Source organism: Erythrobacter neustonensis, assembly GCF_001663175.1.
In the GTDB taxonomy this organism is placed as follows: domain Bacteria; phylum Pseudomonadota; class Alphaproteobacteria; order Sphingomonadales; family Sphingomonadaceae; genus Erythrobacter; species Erythrobacter neustonensis.
In genome coordinates, this window is the sequence record NZ_CP016033.1 from 1,723,506 (window position 1) to 1,744,191 (window position 20,686).

A 20,686-nucleotide genomic window follows, 5' to 3' on the forward strand; every position below is an offset into this window, starting at 1 on the left:
GGAAGGAAAATTTGAGCGATCGAACGACATTCTCGTCGATGCCACCGCTCAGCTCCCAGCGCATTTCTACTGCGTCTGCCAAGCCCTGCAATCTCCGGCTAGTCTGGCAGCGGAGTGGAATGGCTCCAACATCAGACCGAGGAGGGCAACAACCACAACAATTCGGGATGCACGGTTGGCGATGGCTTTATCGGGTCGATTTTTAGTGCGTGAAGGAAAATTGCCAATGACGGCAAATCTATCGCGCAACACAACAACAACAATTATGAAAATTCTAATCTTGATATGTGGATCAATCGTTTGCGTTTAAGGAATTATATAGCTACATAAACGTCAACAAGAATATTTTAGGCGCAATATTGCAAACAGGGATGCATAGTCATTCATCCATGTTTGCTGCGCATCTTCGCAGGCTCCGATGGGGTAGCCTCCGGCGGTAAGCAGCAACAACAGATGGCTGGCAGGGATGCTCTACGAAGTTCGGAAATATTTCTTAGGCCCTTCTCAAAATTGGGGCGTCTATCCTAGAACGGTAGATGCCCAATCAACATGACAACGATATCGCCCGCGCCCGTGCTGCTCTGGCCAGCATGGAGGCCAAGATCGCGCAACACAGTCAGGGGCCCAACCTGACCCCGTCAGGGTCGCCCATGGACAATCGAACGGCGCGCACAGCAACAACAGCTACATCCCCGGCCACGTCGATGCGAAATGATGGCGCCGCCGCCCGCCGGTCCTTGCGCGGGCAGCAAATGAGCTCGGTGCCCGATCTTGGCATCACGTCCGACCAGCACATCACCGGGAAGGCCTCAACCTATCGTAAGACCTGGGCGGCTGATTGGGGCGCAGAAGATCTGTCGCGCGAGACGGCCAAGGGCTCGGCCATTGCCCTGACCCCGAACTTTTGGGCTCCCATCAGCCGGCCCATCCGCGCCGCCACTCAGCAAGGCGTCACCAGCTTTCACTTCAGCTGCTCAACGATTTCGAAGGTCTCGAAGGAGGTGATCTCCCCATCGGGCACCAGATCTCGGCCAGGAGCCGCACGCGAGCATTCGCGATATCTCGAGCGTGAAGGTGCCGTAGCCCAATCAGACGGGGAAGGTGAGACACTGCTGCATCCTGATGGATCGAACACCACGGAAAGCCGCGCGCTTGGAGGCAACGACTATATCGAACGTCAGGAAGCGTTGGCGGTCGGCCAGAACGGGCAGTTGGCTCTGTTCACGAGCATATCCGACGATCCGGAAGAGCGCCGCGAATTCTGGCTGCTCGTCGAACAGCACGCCAACGAGCGGGGGATGGATCGTGTGACCATTGCGCCCCACGCCAATCCTGAATTTTGGGGCAAGGTCAGGGCTGACCCCAAATGCCCGGAGAGTTTAAGGGGCGCGCTCAACACGGCCTTGGCTGGGCAGCAGATCAACATTGCCGTCGCCAATAACACCGACTTGCGCAAGTTGCTGAAGCGGCATGGATGGCAACAGCAACGCCGCAAGCGCGAAGGCGAGACCCGCGAAGACTATAATGCCGAGGTCAATCGGCATGAGGCGGAGACCGGGATCAAGTTCCATGATGCCCGCGGTGGCCAGACACAATTCCGTGTGGTGGGCGAACTGCCAGCCGAGGTGAGCCATGAAGCACGCCTGCGCATCATGCGCGAGTTAACCAAGCCATTCGCTGAGCAGAATCTGCCCTACATGATCGTCATGCATGCGCCTGACCACAGCAACAACGACAAGAACTGGCACTTCCACCTGATCTATCATGATCGGCCCGTCGCCCGCTTCGTCAACGATCCGGCTGATCCGATGCACGATCATCTTCGCCCGTGCGCAAACGACGGGCCCAAAACAAGCGCGAGAAAGGCAAAGGCACTTGCCCAAATCGGGCTGCCACACATGGAGCAGTTCGTCGGTCGGTGGAACTTCGACGTCCCGCTTCATACCAAAACGAAGTCTCGGAACACCAAGACGTCCTTTCCCTTCGGTCAGACAAAGCTTCGGGGTGCTTCCATTTTCAACCCGGCGCATCAGCGGGTCCGATTGGCCGAGCTTACCAACATCGAACTCGAACGTGCTCGCGCCAACAGGAGGGTGGATCCGCGCACGTTCGAACAAATGGGGATCGACCGTGAACCGGACGAGCACCTGTCGAGCAAACGGTCTCAGCTCGAGGAGCGCGGCATACCCACCCCCGTTGGGCAACGGAACGAGGCCCGGCAGTGGCGCTATCGGCTAGGCCACCTCGAAGCCGCATATGCCAAAGCGGTGCAGGAACTCGAGTCCGAAACGCAGCAGCTGACCAGAATGCTGGCGGCGCGAAAGCCGAAAGGCGAGGTGGTCGAGATAAGCAAAAGCCTCATCCGAGACTATGAACATTGCAAGGGCGCCGCGCTTGAGCATCATCACATCGCCCGAATGCTGGCAGAGCAATATGACCGGACCGCCTCGCGCGCGAAGAAGGCTAAGCAGGTCTGCCTCAAGCATTTGTCCGCTATCGAGGCTGGCAAGGCGAGCAAGCGCCTGCGCAAAGAGGAGCAGGCATACCGCGAACGCTTGGCCGAGGCGCAGGAGCATCTTGCTGGCCTGAATATCTTGCTTGCGGACGAACTTGCGCAAATCGGGCAATCGCAGGTGGCGGCCGCAAGCTACGAAGCCAATGCCAACCGACTGCGGGCAGAGTTCGGGCAGGTTCTCGACCGCGCGATGGAAGAACCAGCTGCTGTTGCTGTGCCACGACAACATTCGGACAGGTCCAGTGCACTGCCGGCAGATGCGCTGCAACCGGATGATCAGGAAGATCGCCAGCTCCTCAGCAGCAACAATACGAGCCCGCCCAAGCGCATGCTTACCACCGAGGAGATGGACGCCTTCGTGAAGGACGTGATCGACCGGAAAGTCCGTCTCGTGCTTCGGGATCAGGCGGTCGTGCCCAAAGTGGCAGATCCCCGCCTTTCCGAGATTGTCGCGGCGGCGAACTACCTCGACCTCATGCCTCGCCTCACCGCCATTCACAGGGAGCAGAACCAGGCGCGTGACGACCTGCTCAAAGCGATCAAGGATCGCCCAGCGTTAATCGAAATGCGTTCCCGGGGCGATGGTCTTACAGCAGTGGCGCTGCGGTCGCCCGGTAAACGCTTACAGGCTGCCCTGCGGATGCATATTGAGGACCCGCAGGTCCGCAAGGCGTTGTCGTCGATTCTCAGCGCTGGTGGCAACAGCGGCAGCAGCGACAGCAGCAGCACGAACAGCGGCATCACGGGAGCCGCCACTGCGACAGAGCAGCGCGGTGCTGATAATGTTGCCGCTGGGCCAGCCAGTCCGATCCTGCCCAGCAGCCAGCCTTCAGAAATCCCGACCGACCACTTCGATCCGGAAGCGGAGCGTAAGCGCATCAGGGCCGCCAAGTTTGGACAGCCGCGAGTGCAGGAACTGAGGAAGGGCCTCCATCCCCTCATTGACCAATGGCTTGAGGCGACAACGAAGGGTGAGGACGCAGGCCAGCAAGCCGCCGCCGAGGCTATTGTCAGCGATCCCGCCGCTCGTAGCCGATTGAAGCCTCTTTCCGGCCCTGATGTCGAGGCACTCCGCTTCGATCTGGATGCAGCTGAGGAGCGGGCTCTGCGAAAAGAGGAGGCCGAACGAAAGCTGCAGCAACAGCGACTGGCTCTGCACCTGCAGCGCTCAAAGGGGGTGGACTGGAGCTAACCATTGTCCCGCACTGCACCGTGCTCGTGAGGTCATGCTGATTTTCATACGAGCCGAGGTTTGCTGCCTAAGCCACCATTCCATTCCCCACCCATCACTGGTTATGAGCGCGGTCGATGGGGAATTCCGAAAGCCACCTGGCAGGTATCCCCGGACCACGCAAAATTCCCGCACTTCCGCTATCGACCCCATAACTGCCATTAGTATCTTGGTAGTTCGGAGAGGCCAACCGCCGCAAATCCCCATTGCCTGATCGGATTATCTATATATCTTCAGATATAGATTTGATAGGCGATCAGGGGGCCCTTTGCGCACCATTCTTCCACTCGGCTTGCTAGGCAGCGCCACACTTGTGCTTTCGGCACCGGCCTTAGCCGAAGATGTGACAGCGGAGGATGGGGCAGGTGATCCGATCATCGTCACCGCCCGGCAACGCCGGGAAAAGGCGCAGGACGTGCCCGCCGCTCTTTCGGTGGTGGGCGCGCGCTGGCTGGAGCAATCCTACACGCTCAACACCCGCGACTTGACGACCCTGGTGCCCGCCCTCAACTATTCCTCGGCCAATCCGCGCAACACCGCCTTCACCATTCGCGGCCTCGGACCGAGCGTCGTGGCGGTGAGCCAAGCGAATGACGGGCTGGAACCGGGCGTCGGCTACTATGTCGACGGCGTCTACCATGCGCGGCCCGCGACGGCGGCTTTCGACTTTTCGGATATCGAGCGCATCGAGGTGCTGCGCGGGCCGCAGGGGACGCTGTTCGGCAAGAACACCACGGCCGGCGCCATCAACATCGTCTCTGCCGCGCCGAGCTTCACGCGGAGCGCGAATGCGGAAGTCAGCTTCGGCGAGCGGATGTTCGCGCAGGGGCGCTTTTCGGCGACCGGGCCGCTTGCGGGGGAGACGCTCGCCTACCGCCTTTCCGGCACCTTCACCCGGCGCGACGGCGTGCTGCGCAATGTGAGAACCGGCGCGGACCAGAACACTCTCGGCGCGGCGGCATTGCGCGGGCAGGTGCTCTGGCAGCCGTCGAGCGACGTCCGGCTGCGACTGGTCGCCGATTTCGCCAATTTCCGCAGCGAATGCTGCACGCAGGTCTATCTGCGCGTCGGCACGAGCCTGCGCCCCGCCGCGCGCCAGTTTCCCGCGCTCGCGGCGGTAGCAGGCTATGCGCCGCCCAGCACCGATCCCTATGACAGGCTCACCGACATTGACGCGCCGCTGGCGGTCAGGACCAGCGAGGGCGGCGTAGCCGCGACCGCAGAATGGGACATCGGCCCCGCCACCGTCACGTCGATCTCTGCGTGGCGGTTCTGGAACTGGGACGCGGCGAACGACCGCGATTACACTGGCCTGCCGATCCAGCTGATCCAGCGCATTCCCTCGCGGCAGGACCAGCTAAGTCAAGAGCTGCGGATCGCCTCGGGCGGTGACCGGTCGGTCAGCTACGTCGCGGGGCTTTACTGGTTCCGTCAGGTGCTCACCGGGCATCCCAACTCCGTCTATGGCCTCTATGGTGCGCCGTGGCTGATCGGGCCGACCACGGGTGCGAGCGCAACGCCGGTGCCTGCGAACCTGCTTGACGGCTACGGCCAGACCGGCGACACCCGCTTCGCCGCCAACAGCTACGCCGCTTTCGGCGAGGCCAATTGGCGCATCCGGCCCCGCCTCACGCTAACCGGCGGGCTGCGCTATACGCACGAGGACAAAGAGGGCGACTACAGCACGCAGGTGTTCGGCGGCCTCGCCACCAACAGCGCGGCGCTGAACAACGCCAAGCTCGGCGTGCTGCGGCCTCAGACCTATGCGGCGCGCGACCGTGACGGCAGCTTCTCGGGCCGCGCCAATATCGCGTGGCAGCCGGTCGATGACGTGCTGCTTTACGGCAGCTTTGCGCGGGGGTTCAAATCGGGCGGGATCAACATGTCGGGCCTGCCGCTCGATGCGAACAACCAGCCCGCCTTGGCGACCGCCGTGGTCCGGCCCGAGCGCAACACGACGTGGGAGGCGGGGATCAAAGCGACCCTTTGGGAAGGCCGCCTGACGCTCAACCTCGCCGCCTACCACACTGTGGTGCGTGATTTTCAGGCGACCGTGGTGGACTCCAGTCAGACTGTTGCGCTTCGCGGATACCTATCCAACATCCCGGAGGTGCGGGTGAGGGGTGTCGAGGCCGATGCGATGCTGCGGATCGGCGCGCTCACACTCACCGGGGCGCTGGCCTATGGCGGCGGGACTTACACCGATTATCCTGCAGGGCCATGCCCGCTCGAATTGCAGACCGCCGCGACCGCCGCCTGCAATCTCACCGGCACGCGCCTCGCCGGCCTGCCGCGCTGGTCCGAGACGCTGAGCGCCGACTATGCGGTGCCGACCGGCGGTGGCGCGGTGTTTCTGCACGCCGACAGCAACTGGCGCAGCGGCTATTTCGGCGACCCGACCCTGTCGCGCTTCACATGGATCGAGGGCTACAATCTCACCAACGCCAGCATCGGCTTCCGGCACGAGGACGCGAGCGGGAAGGGTTGGGAGGTCGCGATCTTCGCCCGCAATTTGCTGGACGCGGACTACATTCAGAACCTGACGATCCAAGCGGGCAATTCCGGGCTGGTCCTCGGCACGCCGAGCGATCCGCGCACTGTGGGGGTGACTTTCAGGCTCCGGCGCTAGTCCGTTCCGCACCGCTCTCTCGCTGCGCGGCTCGCGGCGCGGGTAGAAGCGACTGATCGAGGATCGCGGCAAGCTTCGCGCTGCTGGCCTGTTCCAGTGCGCTCTGCAGTTCCCGATACTGCGCGAGGATCGCCTCGCCCAAGGCCGTCAGCTGGGCGCCCGCCTTAGGGTTCCCCGGCACGGTTGCCACCAGCGGCTCGGCCCAGCAGCGGTTCATCGTGTCCACCAGCAACCAGGTGCGGCGATAACTCATCCCCAAAGCCCGCCCCGCCGCCGAGATCGATCGATGCGCGGCGATGGCGCCCAGCAAGTCGGCCTTGCCCGGACCCATGGCGATCTCGTCGCCGCACATGATCTGGATCTTGAGCTTGAGAGGGGGCCTGCGCTGCATAACAGAATTGTAGCCGCGCCAAGGTTTCAGTCTACCGTCAATCCGATGGAGGATCCTGCGGCGGCTCTCCACCCATCACCGGTCATGAGCGGGGCCGATGGCCAATCGCGGAAGCTGCCTGGCGGCTTAGCCTCCCTGCCGGGAAAATTTTGACCTTCAGGTTCCGACCCCGGATCGGCCATTCCCCAAAGTGCCTTACAACACAGCCGCCCCTTCCCGAATCAGATCGCCGAAAATTGCTCCAGATCCTTGATCTTGCCGGAGACGACCAGTTCATCGTCGGGAAAGATGATCGTATCCGGCACGGCATGGATGAACGCCTCGCCCTTGCGCTTCACACCCACCACGGTGACGTCGTATTTCTTGCGACAGGCGCTGGTGACAAGCGGCAGGCCGACAATTGGCTCCGGCGCGGCAAGGCGCGCGATGGCGAACTCATCATCGAAGGCGATGAAATCGAGCAACCGTTCGTTGAGCAGATGCGCCACGCGCTCGCCCATGCGTTCTTCGGGGAAGACCACATGGGTTGCGCCGATCCGTTCAAGGATGCGGGCGTGATTGGCGTTGCTGGCCTTGGCCCAGATATTGGTGAGCCCCATATCGGCCAGCGCCAGCACGGTCAGGACGCTGGCTTCGATATCGCTGCCGATGCCGACCACGGCGGTGGCGAAATCAGCGGCACCGAGCTGTCGCAGGACGGCGGGATCGGTGCAATCGGCCTCAACCACCTTGGTCAGATGCTCGGCATGTTCCTGCACAAGTTCGGGGTCGGTATCGACCCCCAGCACTTCGGTGCCCATGCTGGCAAGCCTGCGGGCAACCGCCCCGCCAAACCGACCAAGCCCCACCACCAGAACGGGTTTGCGCGTGTCAGCCGACAATGAGGTTCTCCTTGGGATAGCGGTAAAGCTGCGGGCTGCTGCCCATCGCCAGCGCGGTGGCAAAGGTGATGGTGCCCACCCGTCCGATAAACATCAGCAGCACAATCACGACCTGCGCGGAGGGCGGCAGATCGGCGGTGATCCCGGTCGACATGCCGACCGTGGCGAAGGCGGAGATGCATTCGAACAACACCTCGGCCAGCGGCAGGGCAGTGATGGAGACGATGTAGGTCGTGGCTGCGAATACCAGCGCGGCGGCGATCACCGTGACGGTCAGCGCCTGCCGTTCGACCTCGTGACCGAAGCGGCGGCCAAACAGCCCAGCATCGCGGCGGCCCAGCACTTCGGCGAGCACGATGGCGAACAACACCACGAAGGTCGTCACCTTGATCCCGCCTGCCGTGCCCGCGCTGCCGCCGCCGATGAACATGAGGAGGTAATTGACCATCAGCGTCGATTCCCGGAATGCGCCGACATCGAGACTGTTGAAGCCCGCCGTGCGCGGCATCACCGAATGGAACGCGGCGTTCAGCGCCCTCCCGCCCAAACCCATCGGCCCAAGCGTGGCGTCATTGTTCCATTCCATCGCCAGAATCGCGAAGAAGCCCAGCACCAGCAGCGCCCCCGACCCATAGACCGTAACCTTGGAATGCAGCGACCAGCGCCGCCAGTCGAAGCGCTTGTCGCGCAGGTCCTGCATCACCGGAAAGCCGACCGAACCCAGCGTGATCGCGGCCATGATCGGGATTAGGATCAACGGATCGCTCTGGTAACCCATCACGCTGTCGGAATGGGTCGAAAATCCGGCATTGTTGAAGGCGCTGACGGCGTGGAACACCCCGTTCCACACAGCAGCGCCAAGGCTCATATCATAAGTGGCGGCCATACGGATGGTGAGGACAGCGGCTGTCACTGCCTCCACCGCAAGCGTCACGCCCAGCACCAGCTTGAGCACGGACAAGGCATCGCCCCGCTCCAACCGTCCGCGTTCGACCTGCGTTGCGAGGCGTTCATGCAAGCCGAAACTGCGCCCGGCAATGATGCCGAATAGCGTGGCTGCGGTCATGATCCCCAGCCCACCGATCTGGAACATCAGCAGGATCGCCACCTGCCCGAACGACGACCAATAGGTGCCGGTATCGACCGTTACCAGCCCGGTGACCGCGATGGCCGATGTGGCAGTGAACAGCGCGGTCAGGAATGGAGCGTGTGTGCCGTCGGCAGTCGCGACTGGAAGGCTGAGCAGCAATGTGCCGATACCGATGGCGAGCAGAAACAGGCTCGGCACAAGGCGGATCGGGTTGCGCATCAGCTTCATTCCGCTGACTTGGCGAAGGATTGTGCGGTCGGCAACCGTTTGATGGGTTTACCAGCGCAAGCACGGCAGCAAACCACCCATCACCGGCCAAGAGCGGCGCCGCTGCGGGATCCTGATACCTGCCCGGCAGCTATGGCCCGCCCGGTTGCCAGAAGCGGAAATTCTGAAAGCGACCCCATTGCGGTCATGCGGCTTGGCTTTATGCTAACCCAATGCAAATCAGGCATCTTCTATGGGCCATCGCGCCATTACTGGCATGCATTCAAGTGGCGGCAACACCAGCTGCTGCTGCGCGATCAATCTCAACATGCAAGACTGGCTACGTCGAGTGGGAGCGTCGCCCGGTCAACGAGGTTGTTGCCAAGTCCCATACCATTTTCCTTGCTACAGCTACCGAGTTCATTCCTGACAACTCTCGCGAAGGATACGATGGCTACTATGTTCTTTCGTCGACAGGGACAGAACTGAAGGGAGGGCCTCAAGGAAGGGTGGTCGTCTACGGTTCAACTCCGTATCCAATTCCGCCGCAATTGTATTTCGAGCTGGGCGTCAGGCACAGTGAGATTGCTAACGCTCATCGGCAGTTCGGTCAGACGGGGCCCGGCGGGATCGGCGAGGTCACGGCAATTGGAACACATTGTCCGGTCGCTCCGCGTTTCGTAATTGGATATACGTATCTGGCGCTTTTGGGCACCGAGAGCCGTTTGTCTTTCGAACCGATCCACTCTCCGCGCAATGATGAGTGGTTCCAGTTAGTCACCGAACTCTTAGATATTGACAGTCCGTGATTTCTTCATGCGCTTGAATGCGGGAGCAGGTCAGGCTGGCGCCGAGATTAATCCGGCGGAACGGCAGAAAACCACCCACTTCCGGTCATAGCCGGGCGCGCTTCTGGATCCCGAAAGCCGCCCTATTGTCTGTGTGTGCTTGCGGCAACGGAGCCCCCTTTTACCCTGCCCAGGCACGGCAAGAGCGATGTAATCGGGGCAGCACCCGTTCTTTCCTCGTGGCCAATCAAGGCCATGGAGAATGATGATGACCTACTCTCACCTCGACCCGGCCATGCAGAATCGGGTCTCTTGGAATGCTGGTAAGACCGTCGGCACCAAGCGGCCGCTCACCCAGAAGCAGATTTGGGCGATTCGGTTCTTCCTTGATCGCGAGGAGCGGCTCCGTGACCGCGCTCTGTTCGACCTAGCGATCGACAGCAAGCTGCGTGGCTGCGATCTTGTGCAGCTCAAGATCGGCGACCTCGTGGCCGGATCGGAGGTCCGCGACCGCGCAATGATCGTTCAACGGAAGACCGGTCGACCAGTGCAATTCGAAATCACCGCAGACGCCCGCTCGAGCCTGGCGGCATGGCTTCTGCGACGTGGCGGCAACATCGATGATTTCGTGTTCCCAAGCAGGATCCATTCCGGCCAACCGATGAGCACGCGGCAGTATGCCCGGCTCGTCGATGAATGGGTCACCGCGATCGGGCTGCGGCGTGAAGACTACGGCACTCATTCTATGCGGCGTACCAAAGCCGCGATGATCTACCGCACAACCGGGAATCTGCGCGCAGTGCAAATACTGCTCGGCCACTCCAAGATCGAGAACACGGTTCGGTATCTCGGGGTCGATGTGGAGGATGCTCTCATTCTGGCGGAGCGCATCGAGATCTGACAATGTTGGCGGCCATCGGGCAAGTTCCGGTGGCCGCTTTTGTCAAGGTTCGACGTTCACCGAACCGGCAACAAATGGGTGGGAAGGCGAATGGCGGCTATTGGAGACCTTGCCAATAAGGGCCATCGAGCGGCTATCAGCCCCGCCTCGCCACAGGGAAGATCATTGCGACCTCGCTAGGAAGATTGTCTTCGATTCGCTTTTTCTCGGCGTCCTTTCTCTTTCAGGATGGTGTCGAGGCCTTGGCCAACGCGCGTCGTCATCAGTCAAACTCTTTGGCTTGATAAAACTTCGGCAAACCCATGTTTGCTTCAATGGCGCTTTGAACAAATTCATCAGAAAAATTGATGATGAATTCGTTGAAAGCTCTTTCTCGCCAGATATGCGCGCTTCCGAATACACTTCGATCAAAGTACATTTTTGATGCGGCCGCCTTATCAACTTCCGTAAATGTGTAACGTTCGCCATCCGGTAATTCCGGCATCACAGCTTCCACATCACGAAAGCTGTTCCGATAATTACCGATCACGATCGTATAGAATGGCGTTGGGTATATTGAACGTGGCTGGACAATGTCGATCGGAAAGAATTGGTGTATGCCAGGCTCCAGGTCTTCGATTATCGCTTTGAGGCCCTCACTTACGGCCAAGATGCGGCTGTTGAGCATGATAAGGTCACCGAGCTTTTTATTGGTCTTTGCGGTGTTGAATGTTTTCGGTGCCTCATGCGCCAAGACTGGGGTTACCGGTGGCAAATCAGCTGCGGGCTGCTCCCCTATTTCGGTCTTGAATTTCTGGGCGACGAAATAGCCATACCTGTACGGTGCACCGCTTGGCATCAACTTCTTCTGAGCTTCTTCCGGCTGACTGCTAATGTGCGCCCTCAGCCGAGCAATCCAGTCCTTGGACCCGGATTGATCGGCATCCTCAAAACCTCCGCTAGGCCAAAACTCGCCGAAGCCTGTCGGCATGCTCATAATCCAGACCATCGCCCAATCTCCAACATCACCCACGTCTAGGCAGCGCTCGGGTTTAGGAACTGCTGCGCATTCGACTTGGGCGAAACTCACCCTGATGTTGCAGCCCCCACTATCGCGGTCGTTGTTGAGATGACGTAAAATTTTACGCTGCCCTCATTCGGGTGCAAGGGCTGGAACGAAGCTGGACCCCGGATCAAGTGCGGGGTGACGGGGATGGCGGCTATGGGGTCGATAGCCGAACGGTAGGAATTTTTGAGAGCGGCGCGAAGCCGCTATGCCGCTTTCGGGACTGCGCATTGGCTCCGCTCGCGGCCGGAGATGGGTGGTTAGCGGACAATCAGTGCCCGAGAAAAAGTGCACCGATCAACGTGATGAGCGCTAACAACATTATGCCCAATGCGAGGGTCAGCGGCCAAAGAAGGCGCGAGGACAGCCTCGCCCCCAGCAGACGTTGCGAGAGCAGGGCAATGGGGGGAGCCACAAGCAGCGTCGGATAAATCCACGAAGCTGGATGCGCCGTTGGAAGCAGTAAGCGCAATCCCATAGGCGAAAGAGCGAGGGCAACGAACAAGCTCAGCAGGGCGAAAAAGAACCAAAGCGTCGCCGCAATGCCAGCCAGTCGGTTTCCCATCTACCTCACCTACTTCAGCCGTCGCGATGACCACAAGGGGGTCGGTTTGCGAAATTCGGCTTTCCGGCAGAAGGCCGGTGAAGTCGCCGGGCAGGTTTAAAGCGGCGCGAAACCGCCTTGATGATAGCCGCCCCGCCATCTCTGCCGCGCAATTTCAATTAGCAATTATTTCGGCTTCGCCTTCATCGGCGACCGGCGCAGCTATGTTCTGAAGGGGGGTAGCAGGAAGTGATCTGAGAAGCGGAAGGGAAAAGCCTTTCCGGCGGATCGCCTGCAAGGAGAAAAAATGCATACTGAACCTGAAGTCGTGGCCCTGCATCGGGGGCTCGCGATCGTACTCGCGCGCGTGATGGATTTGCCATCGCCGCCAATCAAGCACGCACCCTTCGCCGTCGGCGCGATCATGCATGAAGAGGGCGACGATCTGCTCGAGCAGGTCATGCGATCGGCCGTGACGATGAAGCAGGATCTGCTCGTTGGTGTGACTAAAAGGCGCTCGTCGGGCGAACTCGTCCGCTCGCTCGTCCTGATCGTCGCCAACGCTTCCGGTGCGACTGCATACAACGTCGAACCGGCACGCCTCAAGCCGGGTCAGCCTGTGGTGCTGGTGAGCCAGCGTCCTGGCAAAGCGTGGCAGCTCGTTGGGGGCAAGCTGCGCTCGGCCGCCATGCCGTCTGCAGCCAAATGCGAAGCCGGCATCCTCCGGGTAGCGGCTGAGATGCCCAAGCTGCTTGATTACGGCTGTGAGGAAGGGGCCGCGTATCCCGGTATCGAGCTCGGTCCCAAGAGGGGTCACGCAGCAGCCGCCTAAACCTCCGTCATCCAGCCATCCCTTCCAGCGGCGGCGTCTCCACACGGGGGCGCCGCCGCAATCGTATCAGGAACACACTCATGAACACCTTCGATTTGCCACCATCCGTCACCTGCGCATTGTCCATTGTGCGCGATTGCATCGAACTGGCGCCTGTCAGCCGGGCCGTCGCAGCGAGCGCCTTTGTTGTCACCGATGACACTGTTTCGACCGCCTTTGATGTTCGCACGGCCGTTATCCTGCCAGACCTGTCACGCCAGCAATCGATCGAGCATATCGCCAGCATGATCCCCCATGGGGCCCGGGTCATCATGCGCTCGCCCCGCCTGCCGCGCGGATTGGTTCGCCATTTGTCCAAGGGGCGGCCAATGCCGGCTCCCACCGATGCGCAGGCACTGGCAGCGCTGAGGCCAGACTGCGACGTGCGTTCCATTGCCGTTGCTGAAGACGCGATGGAGGGTGTCGCAAGCTATTTCAAAATCTGGCGCGCAGGCAAGGGCGACACCACCGCGGAAAAGGCCCGTTGCTGCGAGGGGGAGGCTCAGACCCTTTACCTCAGCCAGCTTTATACCACCCCTTACAGGGTCGAGCGAAACCGTCTCACTGCAGCCTACCAGGCGTGGTCTGCCCTGCAGCGCGCACGCCCCTTGGGCGAATTTGGTCCCACGGAGATCTTCTGATGACCCAGTCCTACATCGCTTTCGACCTCGAATTCGCCTCTGACGAAGCCCTGTTCGACATGCATCGCCAAATCGATCCCAAGTCCAGCCGAAAGGCTGTCGCCATCAAAACGGTGACCGCAGCAGCCGCGCTCGAATTCACGATCGGGACAAGCGGCGAGATCGTCATCGGAACGCTGGCAAGCTGGACACTGGCCGATTGGACCGATGAAGGGGCCTTGCTCGAACAGGCGCTCGATTTCATCCGGCGTCGCCCGCAGCACAAGGTGCTGACCTTCGGCGGAGTGGGCGTCGATGTCCCCGTCGTCGTATTGGCAGCCATGCGCCACGGGATCGCCCTGCCGCCCCAGTTACAGGCCAAGCACGCTCCGTGGGACCGGTCCCACATCGATCTTGGCCTGCTGATCAAAGGCGCGGGCAAATCCTGGTCGCACCTGTCACAGGTCTGCCTGCGCCTGGGCGTCCCGCCAGCCCTCATCGCTGCGAAGGCCGAACCGGTGCGGCCGACGAGCCCTGAGCAGTGGGAGCAGCTTCGGCACCACGTCGAACTGGATACGCTGTTGCTGGCGCTTACCTGGTTCGCGTGGTGCGAAGCCCAAGGGCGCGATGGGATCCGTTATCACACGGCCGCGGTGATGCAGATTGCGGCTTTCCTGAGGCGGCGACCGGAGCACGGGCTAGCCGAACAACTCGTCCGATATCAGCGCCATCTAGAAGGTGAGATATCCGCGCAGTACAGCAACGCCGCCTGATGCTACATTGTGGCGCGGCCTCGGAATCATCGGGGTCGCGCCAAATATTCAAAGAACCCAAAACTATCAGCCACCCTGAACTGTGGTAGCGGCTCGCTTATCCAGCGGCCGGAGCTTCAACATTAACCGTGCTTAGGCCTGTCGCGACGACCCCCGATCAGGTGACCGGCGGTGAAAATGCCGCGACACGTGTGACACGTTTCACGGAACTGTAGGCGATTGTATCAGCGTTGCGGTCCCTCTTCATTGGCGAATCGCAAGTTCCTCTGCAAGTTGATCGCGTCCACGACCTCCGGATCGTGCCAGATGTAGATGTCATCCTCTACTAAGATTACGCCTTCGGACTGAAGCTTTCTCCGGGCGCGACTAAACCCTTGGCGCTTCGTGGCGGGGCTATCCGCTGTATGCATAGCGTTGAACCGCTCTCGCCATTCGTCGACGTGCAGGCCGGCATTTTCGCCGCAGGACCAGGAGTTACCTGCGACTGCCGCGCGGATGTAGGTTTCCCGCGCCAACCTGTGGTTCGAGGATGCTTGGGACATTGGCGGCGGCGCCTTTGTTTCGACCAGCACAACACTGGATGCACCGTTGCCTATGTCCACATCCTCAAGCGTGAAGGCCAGTGGCGGAGGCTGAGGCGCATCCTTCATTTTGGTGTTCACCAAGGTCACCAAGTTTTTGACCTTTTCCACGCGATACTCGCAGTCGAGGGCTCCTGGGCGCGATTGCTCCCCTACCTAAGCAAGAAAGCTACACTGTTTCAGCGAATCTCAAATTTTGTCTCCAAGTTTAAGGGCGTCGGTGGGCAGATCTGACGGGGTAGATCGGCACACGCGAGCCGCACTCACGCACTGGGTATTTCATGTTTTTTCATGGGAAACCTGCACCATCTCTTCCAAGTCATTGAAAAGATGGTGGGCGCGACAGGGATTAAGCCTGTGATCCCCAACATCCGCAATTTACATCGGAAACGGTCGTGGTCGACACAATAGCTGTACGCCACTTGTACGAAAGGGGAGCCTAGCCGAATGGCCATGCCCCCCTCCCGACACGCTCTGGGTCGAGAGCGCGCGGTTTTTCTACACCGGTCGCTGACTGATACAAGGTCGTTCGTCCAATTGACGCGCTGCTTTTGGGTGATCACCAGCTTGCTTGAGCGCGGCTGCGAAAAACGCCCTTTTGCTGACACCGCAAGATATGCTCGGATGCCATCCGTGCTTTCAGGATTGCATCGCAGCCCTTAAAGTGGCGGTGTTCGTATGTCAGGTGGCTATTGCATACCTTCTTCAAGGCTGTCTGCCGCCGCTTGCGTATGAGCGGCCGCCACAAGTTGGCCCATATCTCCAAGCTCGTCAGCGAGCTTGGACAGACGTTTCGAATAATCCTGGACCATACTAACTTTCTTCATGTCACACTCCAGCGGGCGTCCGAAAGGACGCCCGTGCTTGCGACTTAATTCAGGTTAACAAATGCTCAATAGCTACGCAAGATCGCTTCGAGGGCCCGCCGGCCCTCGTTCGAAAGCCTTATGAATTTCACTCGCCGATCTTGGTCGCTGTCATAGCGTTCGACTAGGGACCGCTGCTCCAGAAGATCGAGCCACCGCAACGCAGTCGAAGCGGGAACCTCGGCAGCAATGCATGCACTGGTGGTCGCAACGGGGCGCTTGCGGAATTCCGAGACGTAAAGATCGAGAAGCATCGACCAAGCTGCCTCGCCAAAAAACTGGGCGGGGAGGAAACGCGCACGCAGTTTTCGGCGACGCAACTCTTCTTCGGCAAGGGCAACGAGATAAGCTTGGTCGGCGGATACTGACGAGGGTGCCGTAGCCGCGGCGAAATGGCCAGCGCCGATCGACCCCATGTTCGCCAAACGCTCGGCGATAGTAACGAGATCGGAAACGACGGAATGGATGACATTTTCTCCGCTGCGCTGATCCTCAGTGTCGTTAAGCGGTTTTGGTGCGAACATACTGAAGCCCCCAAATAGACCCCCCACGGGCGATTACCTATGCTAACACAGACTAACGAAGTTGGTTCCCTAAGCGGTTGATCGGTAATGATACCTAGCCACATCATGACGCAGAATATCGCGACCAAAGTCGATCTTGGCGAATACTCGGCACAATCGACCTGCTTTCGGCACGCTTCGAACCCCAAGTTTCTTCGGAGACACCCAAATGGGGCATGGGTTCTGTCTCATTACTGGATGACGTCGCGGACCGTTCGCCTCCGATAGCCCCGATCAAATCGGCTATAGAACAAAAGTGAAACAACGCTATGAGCACAAGCATGATCATCGTTGCTCTGGCCATTGCCGTTTGCTCTCCGCCCCCCGCACATCGGGTCACCTGCGTCGTCGACGGGGATACCGTCTGGATCGCGCGGGAGAAGATCCGGCTGTCGAACATCGATGCGCCGGAAATGAACGGCAAGTGCCCGGCCGAGCGCGCGCTGGCTCTAAGCGCGCGTAACCGCCTTGTGCAGCTTTTCGCCGAGCGCAAAATCACGATCAGGCGGGAGGGTAAGGACCGGTACGGCCGAACGCTCGCACAGCTTGGTGGGGTGGGCGACCAGCTGGTGCGCGAAAGACTCGCGCGGGAATGGGGCGGGCGGCGCAAGGGATGGTGCGGCCATGGATGAGGCGATGTTGCGGCTGCAGGCAGCATTCGACCGGGTAAAGGATCTGCCCGAGTTCAAACCTCACGAGCGCGCGCGGTGGCTGGAGCTGCGGCAGGCGGCCGAGACAGTCCTCGAATCCCGCTCGAAATCCTAGAACACCCTCAACGCCTTCGGACGCGCGCTGCGCACCGCCGCCCGATCGCTTTCCTCGCATCGCTCTACGATGTCGATTGCCTCGCGCGTGCGTTCGTTGGCCTTTCCGAACTGGTCTGTCTGTGCATCGGCGAAGGCGATCCAGTCAGCGACGACGTCGGTCGCAGGAAGAGCAGCGCCCGATAATTCCTCGCGCCATCCGCCGGGCAGGAGCGAACTGCACGCACTCAGTGCGGCCACAGTACTCGTCTAGCCGTTCTTGATGCGCAGACTGAATTGAATAATTCGGTTGCGCCGTAATTGCGACGGAACTCGACCGTGTTTTTTTGCCGAACAGATCAGCTGCTGATCCTTGGGCATGATCGTATAGCCGTCCGGCGGCGGCACCGGAGCGCACAGATTGGTCGTGCTGCAGGGCACAGGTATAGTAGACGCGGTGGGAGTGGAAGTGGGAGTCACGGCTATCGTTGCAGAGGATCTCGCATACAAAGAGATGCTTAAGGGGTGAGCTGGAAGTGATCTAAGAAGTGGAAGGGAAAAGACTTCCGGCAGATCGTCTGCAAGCAATAAAGTATGAATACCGAACCTGACGTCGTGGCCCTGTACCGGGGGCTTACGATCATACTCGCGCGCCTGATGGATTTGCCATCGCTGCCAATCAAACACGCGCCATTCGTCGTCGGCGCGATCATGTATGACTAGGGTGACGATATGCTCATTGGTGCGACTAAAAGGTGCTCGACGGGCAAATTCGTCCGCTCCCGCGTCCTTACAGTCACGGAGGCCTGCAGCGCGACGGCATACAGCGTCGGGCCGGTACCCATTTAAGAGGGTCGCCCATGGTGCTGGTCAGGTAGCGTCTTGGCAAAGCGTGGCAGCTTGTTGGAGGTCGGCTGCGCTCGGTCGCCATACCAGGCACAGCGAAGTGCGAAGCCAGCATTTCCCCGGGTGTTGCTGAGATGCCCAAGCTACTTAATTACGATTCTGAGGAAATTGCCGCTTATCCCAGCATCCAGCTCCGTCCCAAGCGGGGTCACGCAGCAGCAATCGCCTGAACCCGCTTCATCCAGCCATCCCTTCCAGCAGCGCCGTCTCCACACGGCGGCGCCGCCACAATCGTATCAGGAACATACTTATGAACACCGTCAAATTGCTACCACGGTCGCAAGCACCAGACCAAATGACCGGTCTTAGGCACCTATTGAACCTTATGGATGCAACGTCGTTGCGCCTGCTGCCCGCACCAGCCAAATTTGCAAAGGAGGCGGATATTCAGGCGGTAAGAACAAAAATTGCCAGAAGAGTTCACAGGGTTCCTTCGAAACGGCGCACCGGGCCGATCGACAATTATTCTGGTCAGCGTGACAAATGCAAGGATACCGATGGTTGAAACCCATTGGTCGATTGGCTTTGCTCAGGCCTAGAACCGAAACCCTTACGTTACGCTCGGTTGCTTGCACAAGCAAATCGATGGCCGCATTGGCTAATGATTGCCCGCGAACAGCGCCCGAGAGCGCTGACCGAGCACCTTTTCACTCTGTACTGAGCTCAAAACTGTGAAGAGTTGAGTAACCAATTTTATCCTAAGTAGGAGGGCGACAGTGTGGCTCTTTTTTGAAAGGCCCATCAGGCATTTAAACCCTTTGAAGTGAAAATGAACATCTTAAAATAGGGTTTTAAATGAAAAGCAAAAGACAAATCAAAATACCGAAAATGTCAGATAGAAAATAAGATAATTTCTTGAATTAGAGGAGTGAGAATAAAGTGAGGATGGAAAAATCCTTAGATTATTCTCTAAACTCTATATTTCAAGGGAATAAATATGACTATAATGCAAAATGATATTTCTGCAGATCAATCTCACCATGCTGACGTCGCCGCCTTTCTCGCTGCCACCGAAGCCCTCATTGCCGCTCGCGTAAAACAGGGACCAGTTGACTGTAACTTTTTGACCGTGGCAGGTGCTACTCCTTCGCATCCCGAGTTTTCCGCCCTCAAGACGTTCAGCCAAACCAGCAACTGGCATCTTCTTTATGCCTACAACCCTCTCGGAGGAATCGATGCCTTTGATCCGGCAAATGTACGCTTCCTTTGCGTGCTCTCGACTGACGCTTACGCACCGATCTTTCTAAATACTGGACGATTGTGGGTCGATAAGAATTCCGGCAGGCTCGCAATCGCCTTCAGTGACGGGAAGCTCCATCTGAAGCTCACCGTCGACCCACATGGCAAGATAGTGGTTCGTGAAAAAACTCATCCGTTCGCACCGGAGGGATACGAGTTGGCTCTGAACGCTTTGCGAAAGAAGCAGGAACGTGACAATCGCAGGTTCGCAGTGTTGACTGCAATCGGTACAGTTCCATGCACGATGGACGCGCATACCCTTCATCGGGCTTTGGAGGGATCGACACCTCAAACTTGATTAACTAGGCTGAAAGAGGGCTTGGCGCTTTAGCGCCGAGCCCAAAGGCCCGACAAATGAGAAGATAAAGCGGAATGAAGGGGGGGAAGGGAAAAGGCGGAGGCCGAGCCCGGCCCCGTGGCTTCGCCATAACCTAGTAAAGATGTAGATTTCGTAAACGACCTTGCGATTTTCTGGCCAGTGGTAAGTTTGGGGACGCAGAGAAATGAAGCTCTGCGTCCCCAAACTTACCGCGGCCGCCTAGGGCGGCTGCGGTGAAAAAGCCCGATGTCGGGCTTTTTTCGTTGAAGCTTTGCTAGCTTCGCTGCGCGATATCATGCGTTGCGACTTCGGATCGCAAAAATGCTTTGCATGTTTCATAGACGGCTCCGCTGCGCCCGCAGGCGCGTTAAACTTTTTCCCTTCTTTCAGGGATTTCAAAAATCCCTTCTCGTCAGATGCCTTTCTTCCGGTCTGCTGGGCGGGTCCGGCGTGTAGCGGTCGAAGCCGTCAGACTCGGCCCTTCTTCGCTGGTGCGAAGCGGGTCCCACAAAGAAGCGCCGCTGGTGCGGGTCAATTGAAGGAAAACTTCGAGCAATCGCTGATCGCCGTTCATTTGCGTCGTGAAAGAGAAATTTGCTTCGAGTCAGGGTAAGCCGCGATTCCGGTAAAATGCGGTTTACGCAGCTATGAGGCATTGCCGCTCATTTAAGATCGGTTGCGCGATCCTGTTGCGGCCATTCGCGCGCATCCATTCGCGCCGCGCTACCCGAAGTCCATCGCCGCCGGCCTCCTCGATCCACCTCACCATCACGCGCCAGTTGGTGCCGTACCAGTACTGGGCATCCCAGCCAGTCTTGATGTACTCCTCGCGGAAGTCTGCCGGCATTGGGCGCGCTCTTTCGGGCCGCCTATGCCCATCATAGGCCTTCCGGTTCGGGTTGCGGTGCCCCGCGCCGCCATATAGTTTCCGCTGCTCGCCCATTGCCCTAGAATTACATGTGCAGGGTTCGGCTTTACCGCCT

General features: G+C 59.4%; 21 protein-coding genes. 12 read left to right on the forward strand and 9 right to left on the reverse strand.

Going from position 1 to position 20,686, the window contains the following annotated elements:
* Positions 1-536: 536 nt before the first annotated feature.
* Both A9D12_RS08005 and A9D12_RS08010 read left to right on the forward strand, forming a co-directional pair.
* Positions 537-3,707, forward strand: a complete 3,171-nt coding sequence (locus tag A9D12_RS08005) for a MobA/MobL family protein (protein ID WP_082925463.1) — start codon at positions 537-539, stop codon at positions 3,705-3,707.
* Between the two features lie 307 nt (positions 3,708-4,014).
* On the forward strand, positions 4,015-6,375 hold the full coding sequence (locus tag A9D12_RS08010; protein ID WP_068350809.1) for a TonB-dependent receptor: 2,361 nt from the start codon (positions 4,015-4,017) through the stop codon (positions 6,373-6,375).
* Here A9D12_RS08010 and A9D12_RS08015 read toward each other — a convergent pair.
* From A9D12_RS08015 to A9D12_RS08025, 3 genes are all read right to left on the reverse strand, one after another.
* Complete coding sequence (locus A9D12_RS08015; RefSeq protein WP_068350810.1) at positions 6,359-6,766, reverse strand: winged helix-turn-helix domain-containing protein; 408 nt, start codon at positions 6,764-6,766, stop codon at positions 6,359-6,361. The two genes, A9D12_RS08010 and A9D12_RS08015, sit on opposite strands and share 17 nt — an antisense overlap.
* A gap of 221 nt (positions 6,767-6,987) precedes the next feature.
* Positions 6,988-7,647, reverse strand: coding sequence for a potassium channel family protein (locus A9D12_RS08020; protein ID WP_082925464.1), 660 nt, complete (start codon positions 7,645-7,647; stop codon positions 6,988-6,990).
* Positions 7,637-8,965: a TrkH family potassium uptake protein gene (locus A9D12_RS08025; protein ID WP_068350811.1), complete on the reverse strand. Its 1,329-nt coding sequence runs from the start codon at positions 8,963-8,965 to the stop codon at positions 7,637-7,639. The genes A9D12_RS08020 and A9D12_RS08025 overlap by 11 nt, the downstream gene beginning before the upstream one ends.
* A gap of 212 nt (positions 8,966-9,177) precedes the next feature.
* On the opposite strand from A9D12_RS08025, the gene A9D12_RS14695 reads away from it, so the two are divergent.
* A complete protein-coding gene (locus tag A9D12_RS14695) occupies positions 9,178-9,753 on the forward strand; it encodes a hypothetical protein (RefSeq protein ID WP_156522838.1) in 576 nt (191 codons plus the stop codon).
* A gap of 247 nt (positions 9,754-10,000) precedes the next feature.
* Entirely contained in the window at positions 10,001-10,633 is a 633-nt protein-coding gene (locus tag A9D12_RS08030) for a tyrosine-type recombinase/integrase (RefSeq protein WP_068354045.1), read from the forward strand.
* Between the two features lie 262 nt (positions 10,634-10,895).
* On the opposite strand, the gene A9D12_RS08035 is transcribed toward A9D12_RS08030, so the two are convergent.
* Complete coding sequence (locus A9D12_RS08035; protein ID WP_197489794.1) at positions 10,896-11,645, reverse strand: imm11 family protein; 750 nt, start codon at positions 11,643-11,645, stop codon at positions 10,896-10,898.
* Between the two features lie 304 nt (positions 11,646-11,949).
* Positions 11,950-12,243: a hypothetical protein gene (locus A9D12_RS08040; protein ID WP_068350813.1), complete on the reverse strand. Its 294-nt coding sequence runs from the start codon at positions 12,241-12,243 to the stop codon at positions 11,950-11,952.
* A gap of 286 nt (positions 12,244-12,529) precedes the next feature.
* On the opposite strand from A9D12_RS08040, the gene A9D12_RS08045 reads away from it, so the two are divergent.
* From A9D12_RS08045 to A9D12_RS08055, 3 genes are all read left to right on the forward strand, one after another.
* Positions 12,530-13,054, forward strand: a complete 525-nt coding sequence (locus tag A9D12_RS08045; RefSeq protein ID WP_068350814.1) for a hypothetical protein — start codon at positions 12,530-12,532, stop codon at positions 13,052-13,054.
* 80 nt (positions 13,055-13,134) lie between these two features.
* Positions 13,135-13,734: a hypothetical protein gene (locus A9D12_RS08050; protein WP_068350815.1), complete on the forward strand. Its 600-nt coding sequence runs from the start codon at positions 13,135-13,137 to the stop codon at positions 13,732-13,734.
* Complete coding sequence (locus A9D12_RS08055) at positions 13,734-14,486, forward strand: 3'-5' exonuclease family protein (RefSeq protein ID WP_068350816.1); 753 nt, start codon at positions 13,734-13,736, stop codon at positions 14,484-14,486. Before A9D12_RS08050 ends, A9D12_RS08055 begins: the two co-directional genes overlap by 1 nt.
* Positions 14,487-14,710: 224 nt before the next feature.
* Here A9D12_RS08055 and A9D12_RS08060 read toward each other — a convergent pair whose 3' ends face one another.
* Both A9D12_RS08060 and A9D12_RS08065 read right to left on the reverse strand, forming a co-directional pair.
* Positions 14,711-15,178: a hypothetical protein gene (locus A9D12_RS08060; RefSeq protein ID WP_068350817.1), complete on the reverse strand. Its 468-nt coding sequence runs from the start codon at positions 15,176-15,178 to the stop codon at positions 14,711-14,713.
* Positions 15,179-15,959: 781 nt separating this feature from the next.
* Positions 15,960-16,457: a helix-turn-helix domain-containing protein gene (locus A9D12_RS08065; protein ID WP_082925465.1), complete on the reverse strand. Its 498-nt coding sequence runs from the start codon at positions 16,455-16,457 to the stop codon at positions 15,960-15,962.
* A 320-nt stretch (positions 16,458-16,777) separates the two neighbouring features.
* Between A9D12_RS08065 and A9D12_RS08070 the strand changes: the two genes are divergently transcribed.
* Both A9D12_RS08070 and A9D12_RS14700 read left to right on the forward strand, forming a co-directional pair.
* On the forward strand, positions 16,778-17,128 hold the full coding sequence (locus tag A9D12_RS08070; RefSeq protein WP_068354052.1) for a thermonuclease family protein: 351 nt from the start codon (positions 16,778-16,780) through the stop codon (positions 17,126-17,128).
* Positions 17,121-17,261, forward strand: a complete 141-nt coding sequence (locus tag A9D12_RS14700) for a hypothetical protein (protein WP_156522840.1) — start codon at positions 17,121-17,123, stop codon at positions 17,259-17,261. Before A9D12_RS08070 ends, A9D12_RS14700 begins: the two co-directional genes overlap by 8 nt.
* On the opposite strand, the gene A9D12_RS08075 is transcribed toward A9D12_RS14700, so the two are convergent.
* Complete coding sequence (locus A9D12_RS08075; RefSeq protein WP_068350818.1) at positions 17,258-17,500, reverse strand: hypothetical protein; 243 nt, start codon at positions 17,498-17,500, stop codon at positions 17,258-17,260. The two genes, A9D12_RS14700 and A9D12_RS08075, sit on opposite strands and share 4 nt — an antisense overlap.
* Positions 17,501-17,833: 333 nt before the next feature.
* On the opposite strand from A9D12_RS08075, the gene A9D12_RS15100 reads away from it, so the two are divergent.
* The 3 genes from A9D12_RS15100 (at position 17,834) to A9D12_RS14710 (ending at position 19,682) form a co-directional block, all read left to right on the forward strand.
* Complete coding sequence (locus tag A9D12_RS15100; protein ID WP_257737032.1) at positions 17,834-17,962, forward strand: hypothetical protein; 129 nt, start codon at positions 17,834-17,836, stop codon at positions 17,960-17,962.
* A 433-nt stretch (positions 17,963-18,395) separates the two neighbouring features.
* Positions 18,396-18,650, forward strand: a complete 255-nt coding sequence (locus tag A9D12_RS14705; protein ID WP_156522841.1) for a hypothetical protein — start codon at positions 18,396-18,398, stop codon at positions 18,648-18,650.
* Between the two features lie 441 nt (positions 18,651-19,091).
* Entirely contained in the window at positions 19,092-19,682 is a 591-nt protein-coding gene (locus A9D12_RS14710; RefSeq protein WP_197489795.1) for a hypothetical protein, read from the forward strand.
* Positions 19,683-20,340: 658 nt separating this feature from the next.
* Here the strand turns inward: A9D12_RS14710 and A9D12_RS08080 are convergent.
* The gene (locus tag A9D12_RS08080; protein ID WP_068350819.1) at positions 20,341-20,550 is read right to left on the reverse strand and encodes a hypothetical protein; all 210 of its coding nucleotides are present in this window, start codon (positions 20,548-20,550) and stop codon (positions 20,341-20,343) included.
* Positions 20,551-20,686 lie beyond the last annotated feature (136 nt).

What these genes read in the sequence shown, in the direction of transcription:
- A9D12_RS08005 (WP_082925463.1), top strand. Translation starts at nt 537, where the DNA reads ATGCCCAATCAACATGACAACGATATCGCCCGCGCCCGTGCTGCTCTG.
- A9D12_RS08015 (WP_068350810.1), bottom strand. Translation starts at nt 6,766, where the DNA reads ATGCAGCGCAGGCCCCCTCTCAAGCTCAAGATCCAGATCATGTGCGGC.
- A9D12_RS08025 (WP_068350811.1), bottom strand. Translation starts at nt 8,965, where the DNA reads ATGAAGCTGATGCGCAACCCGATCCGCCTTGTGCCGAGCCTGTTTCTG.
- A9D12_RS14695 (WP_156522838.1), top strand. Translation starts at nt 9,178, where the DNA reads ATGCAAATCAGGCATCTTCTATGGGCCATCGCGCCATTACTGGCATGC.
- A9D12_RS08030 (WP_068354045.1), top strand. Translation starts at nt 10,001, where the DNA reads ATGACCTACTCTCACCTCGACCCGGCCATGCAGAATCGGGTCTCTTGG.
- A9D12_RS08040 (WP_068350813.1), bottom strand. Translation starts at nt 12,243, where the DNA reads ATGGGAAACCGACTGGCTGGCATTGCGGCGACGCTTTGGTTCTTTTTC.
- A9D12_RS08045 (WP_068350814.1), top strand. Translation starts at nt 12,530, where the DNA reads ATGCATACTGAACCTGAAGTCGTGGCCCTGCATCGGGGGCTCGCGATC.
- A9D12_RS08050 (WP_068350815.1), top strand. Translation starts at nt 13,135, where the DNA reads ATGAACACCTTCGATTTGCCACCATCCGTCACCTGCGCATTGTCCATT.
- A9D12_RS08055 (WP_068350816.1), top strand. Translation starts at nt 13,734, where the DNA reads ATGACCCAGTCCTACATCGCTTTCGACCTCGAATTCGCCTCTGACGAA.
- A9D12_RS08065 (WP_082925465.1), bottom strand. Translation starts at nt 16,457, where the DNA reads ATGTTCGCACCAAAACCGCTTAACGACACTGAGGATCAGCGCAGCGGA.
- A9D12_RS08070 (WP_068354052.1), top strand. Translation starts at nt 16,778, where the DNA reads ATGATCATCGTTGCTCTGGCCATTGCCGTTTGCTCTCCGCCCCCCGCA.
- A9D12_RS14700 (WP_156522840.1), top strand. Translation starts at nt 17,121, where the DNA reads ATGGATGAGGCGATGTTGCGGCTGCAGGCAGCATTCGACCGGGTAAAG.
- A9D12_RS15100 (WP_257737032.1), top strand. Translation starts at nt 17,834, where the DNA reads ATGAATACCGAACCTGACGTCGTGGCCCTGTACCGGGGGCTTACGATC.
- A9D12_RS14705 (WP_156522841.1), top strand. Translation starts at nt 18,396, where the DNA reads ATGAACACCGTCAAATTGCTACCACGGTCGCAAGCACCAGACCAAATG.
- A9D12_RS14710 (WP_197489795.1), top strand. Translation starts at nt 19,092, where the DNA reads ATGCAAAATGATATTTCTGCAGATCAATCTCACCATGCTGACGTCGCC.
- A9D12_RS08080 (WP_068350819.1), bottom strand. Translation starts at nt 20,550, where the DNA reads ATGCCGGCAGACTTCCGCGAGGAGTACATCAAGACTGGCTGGGATGCC.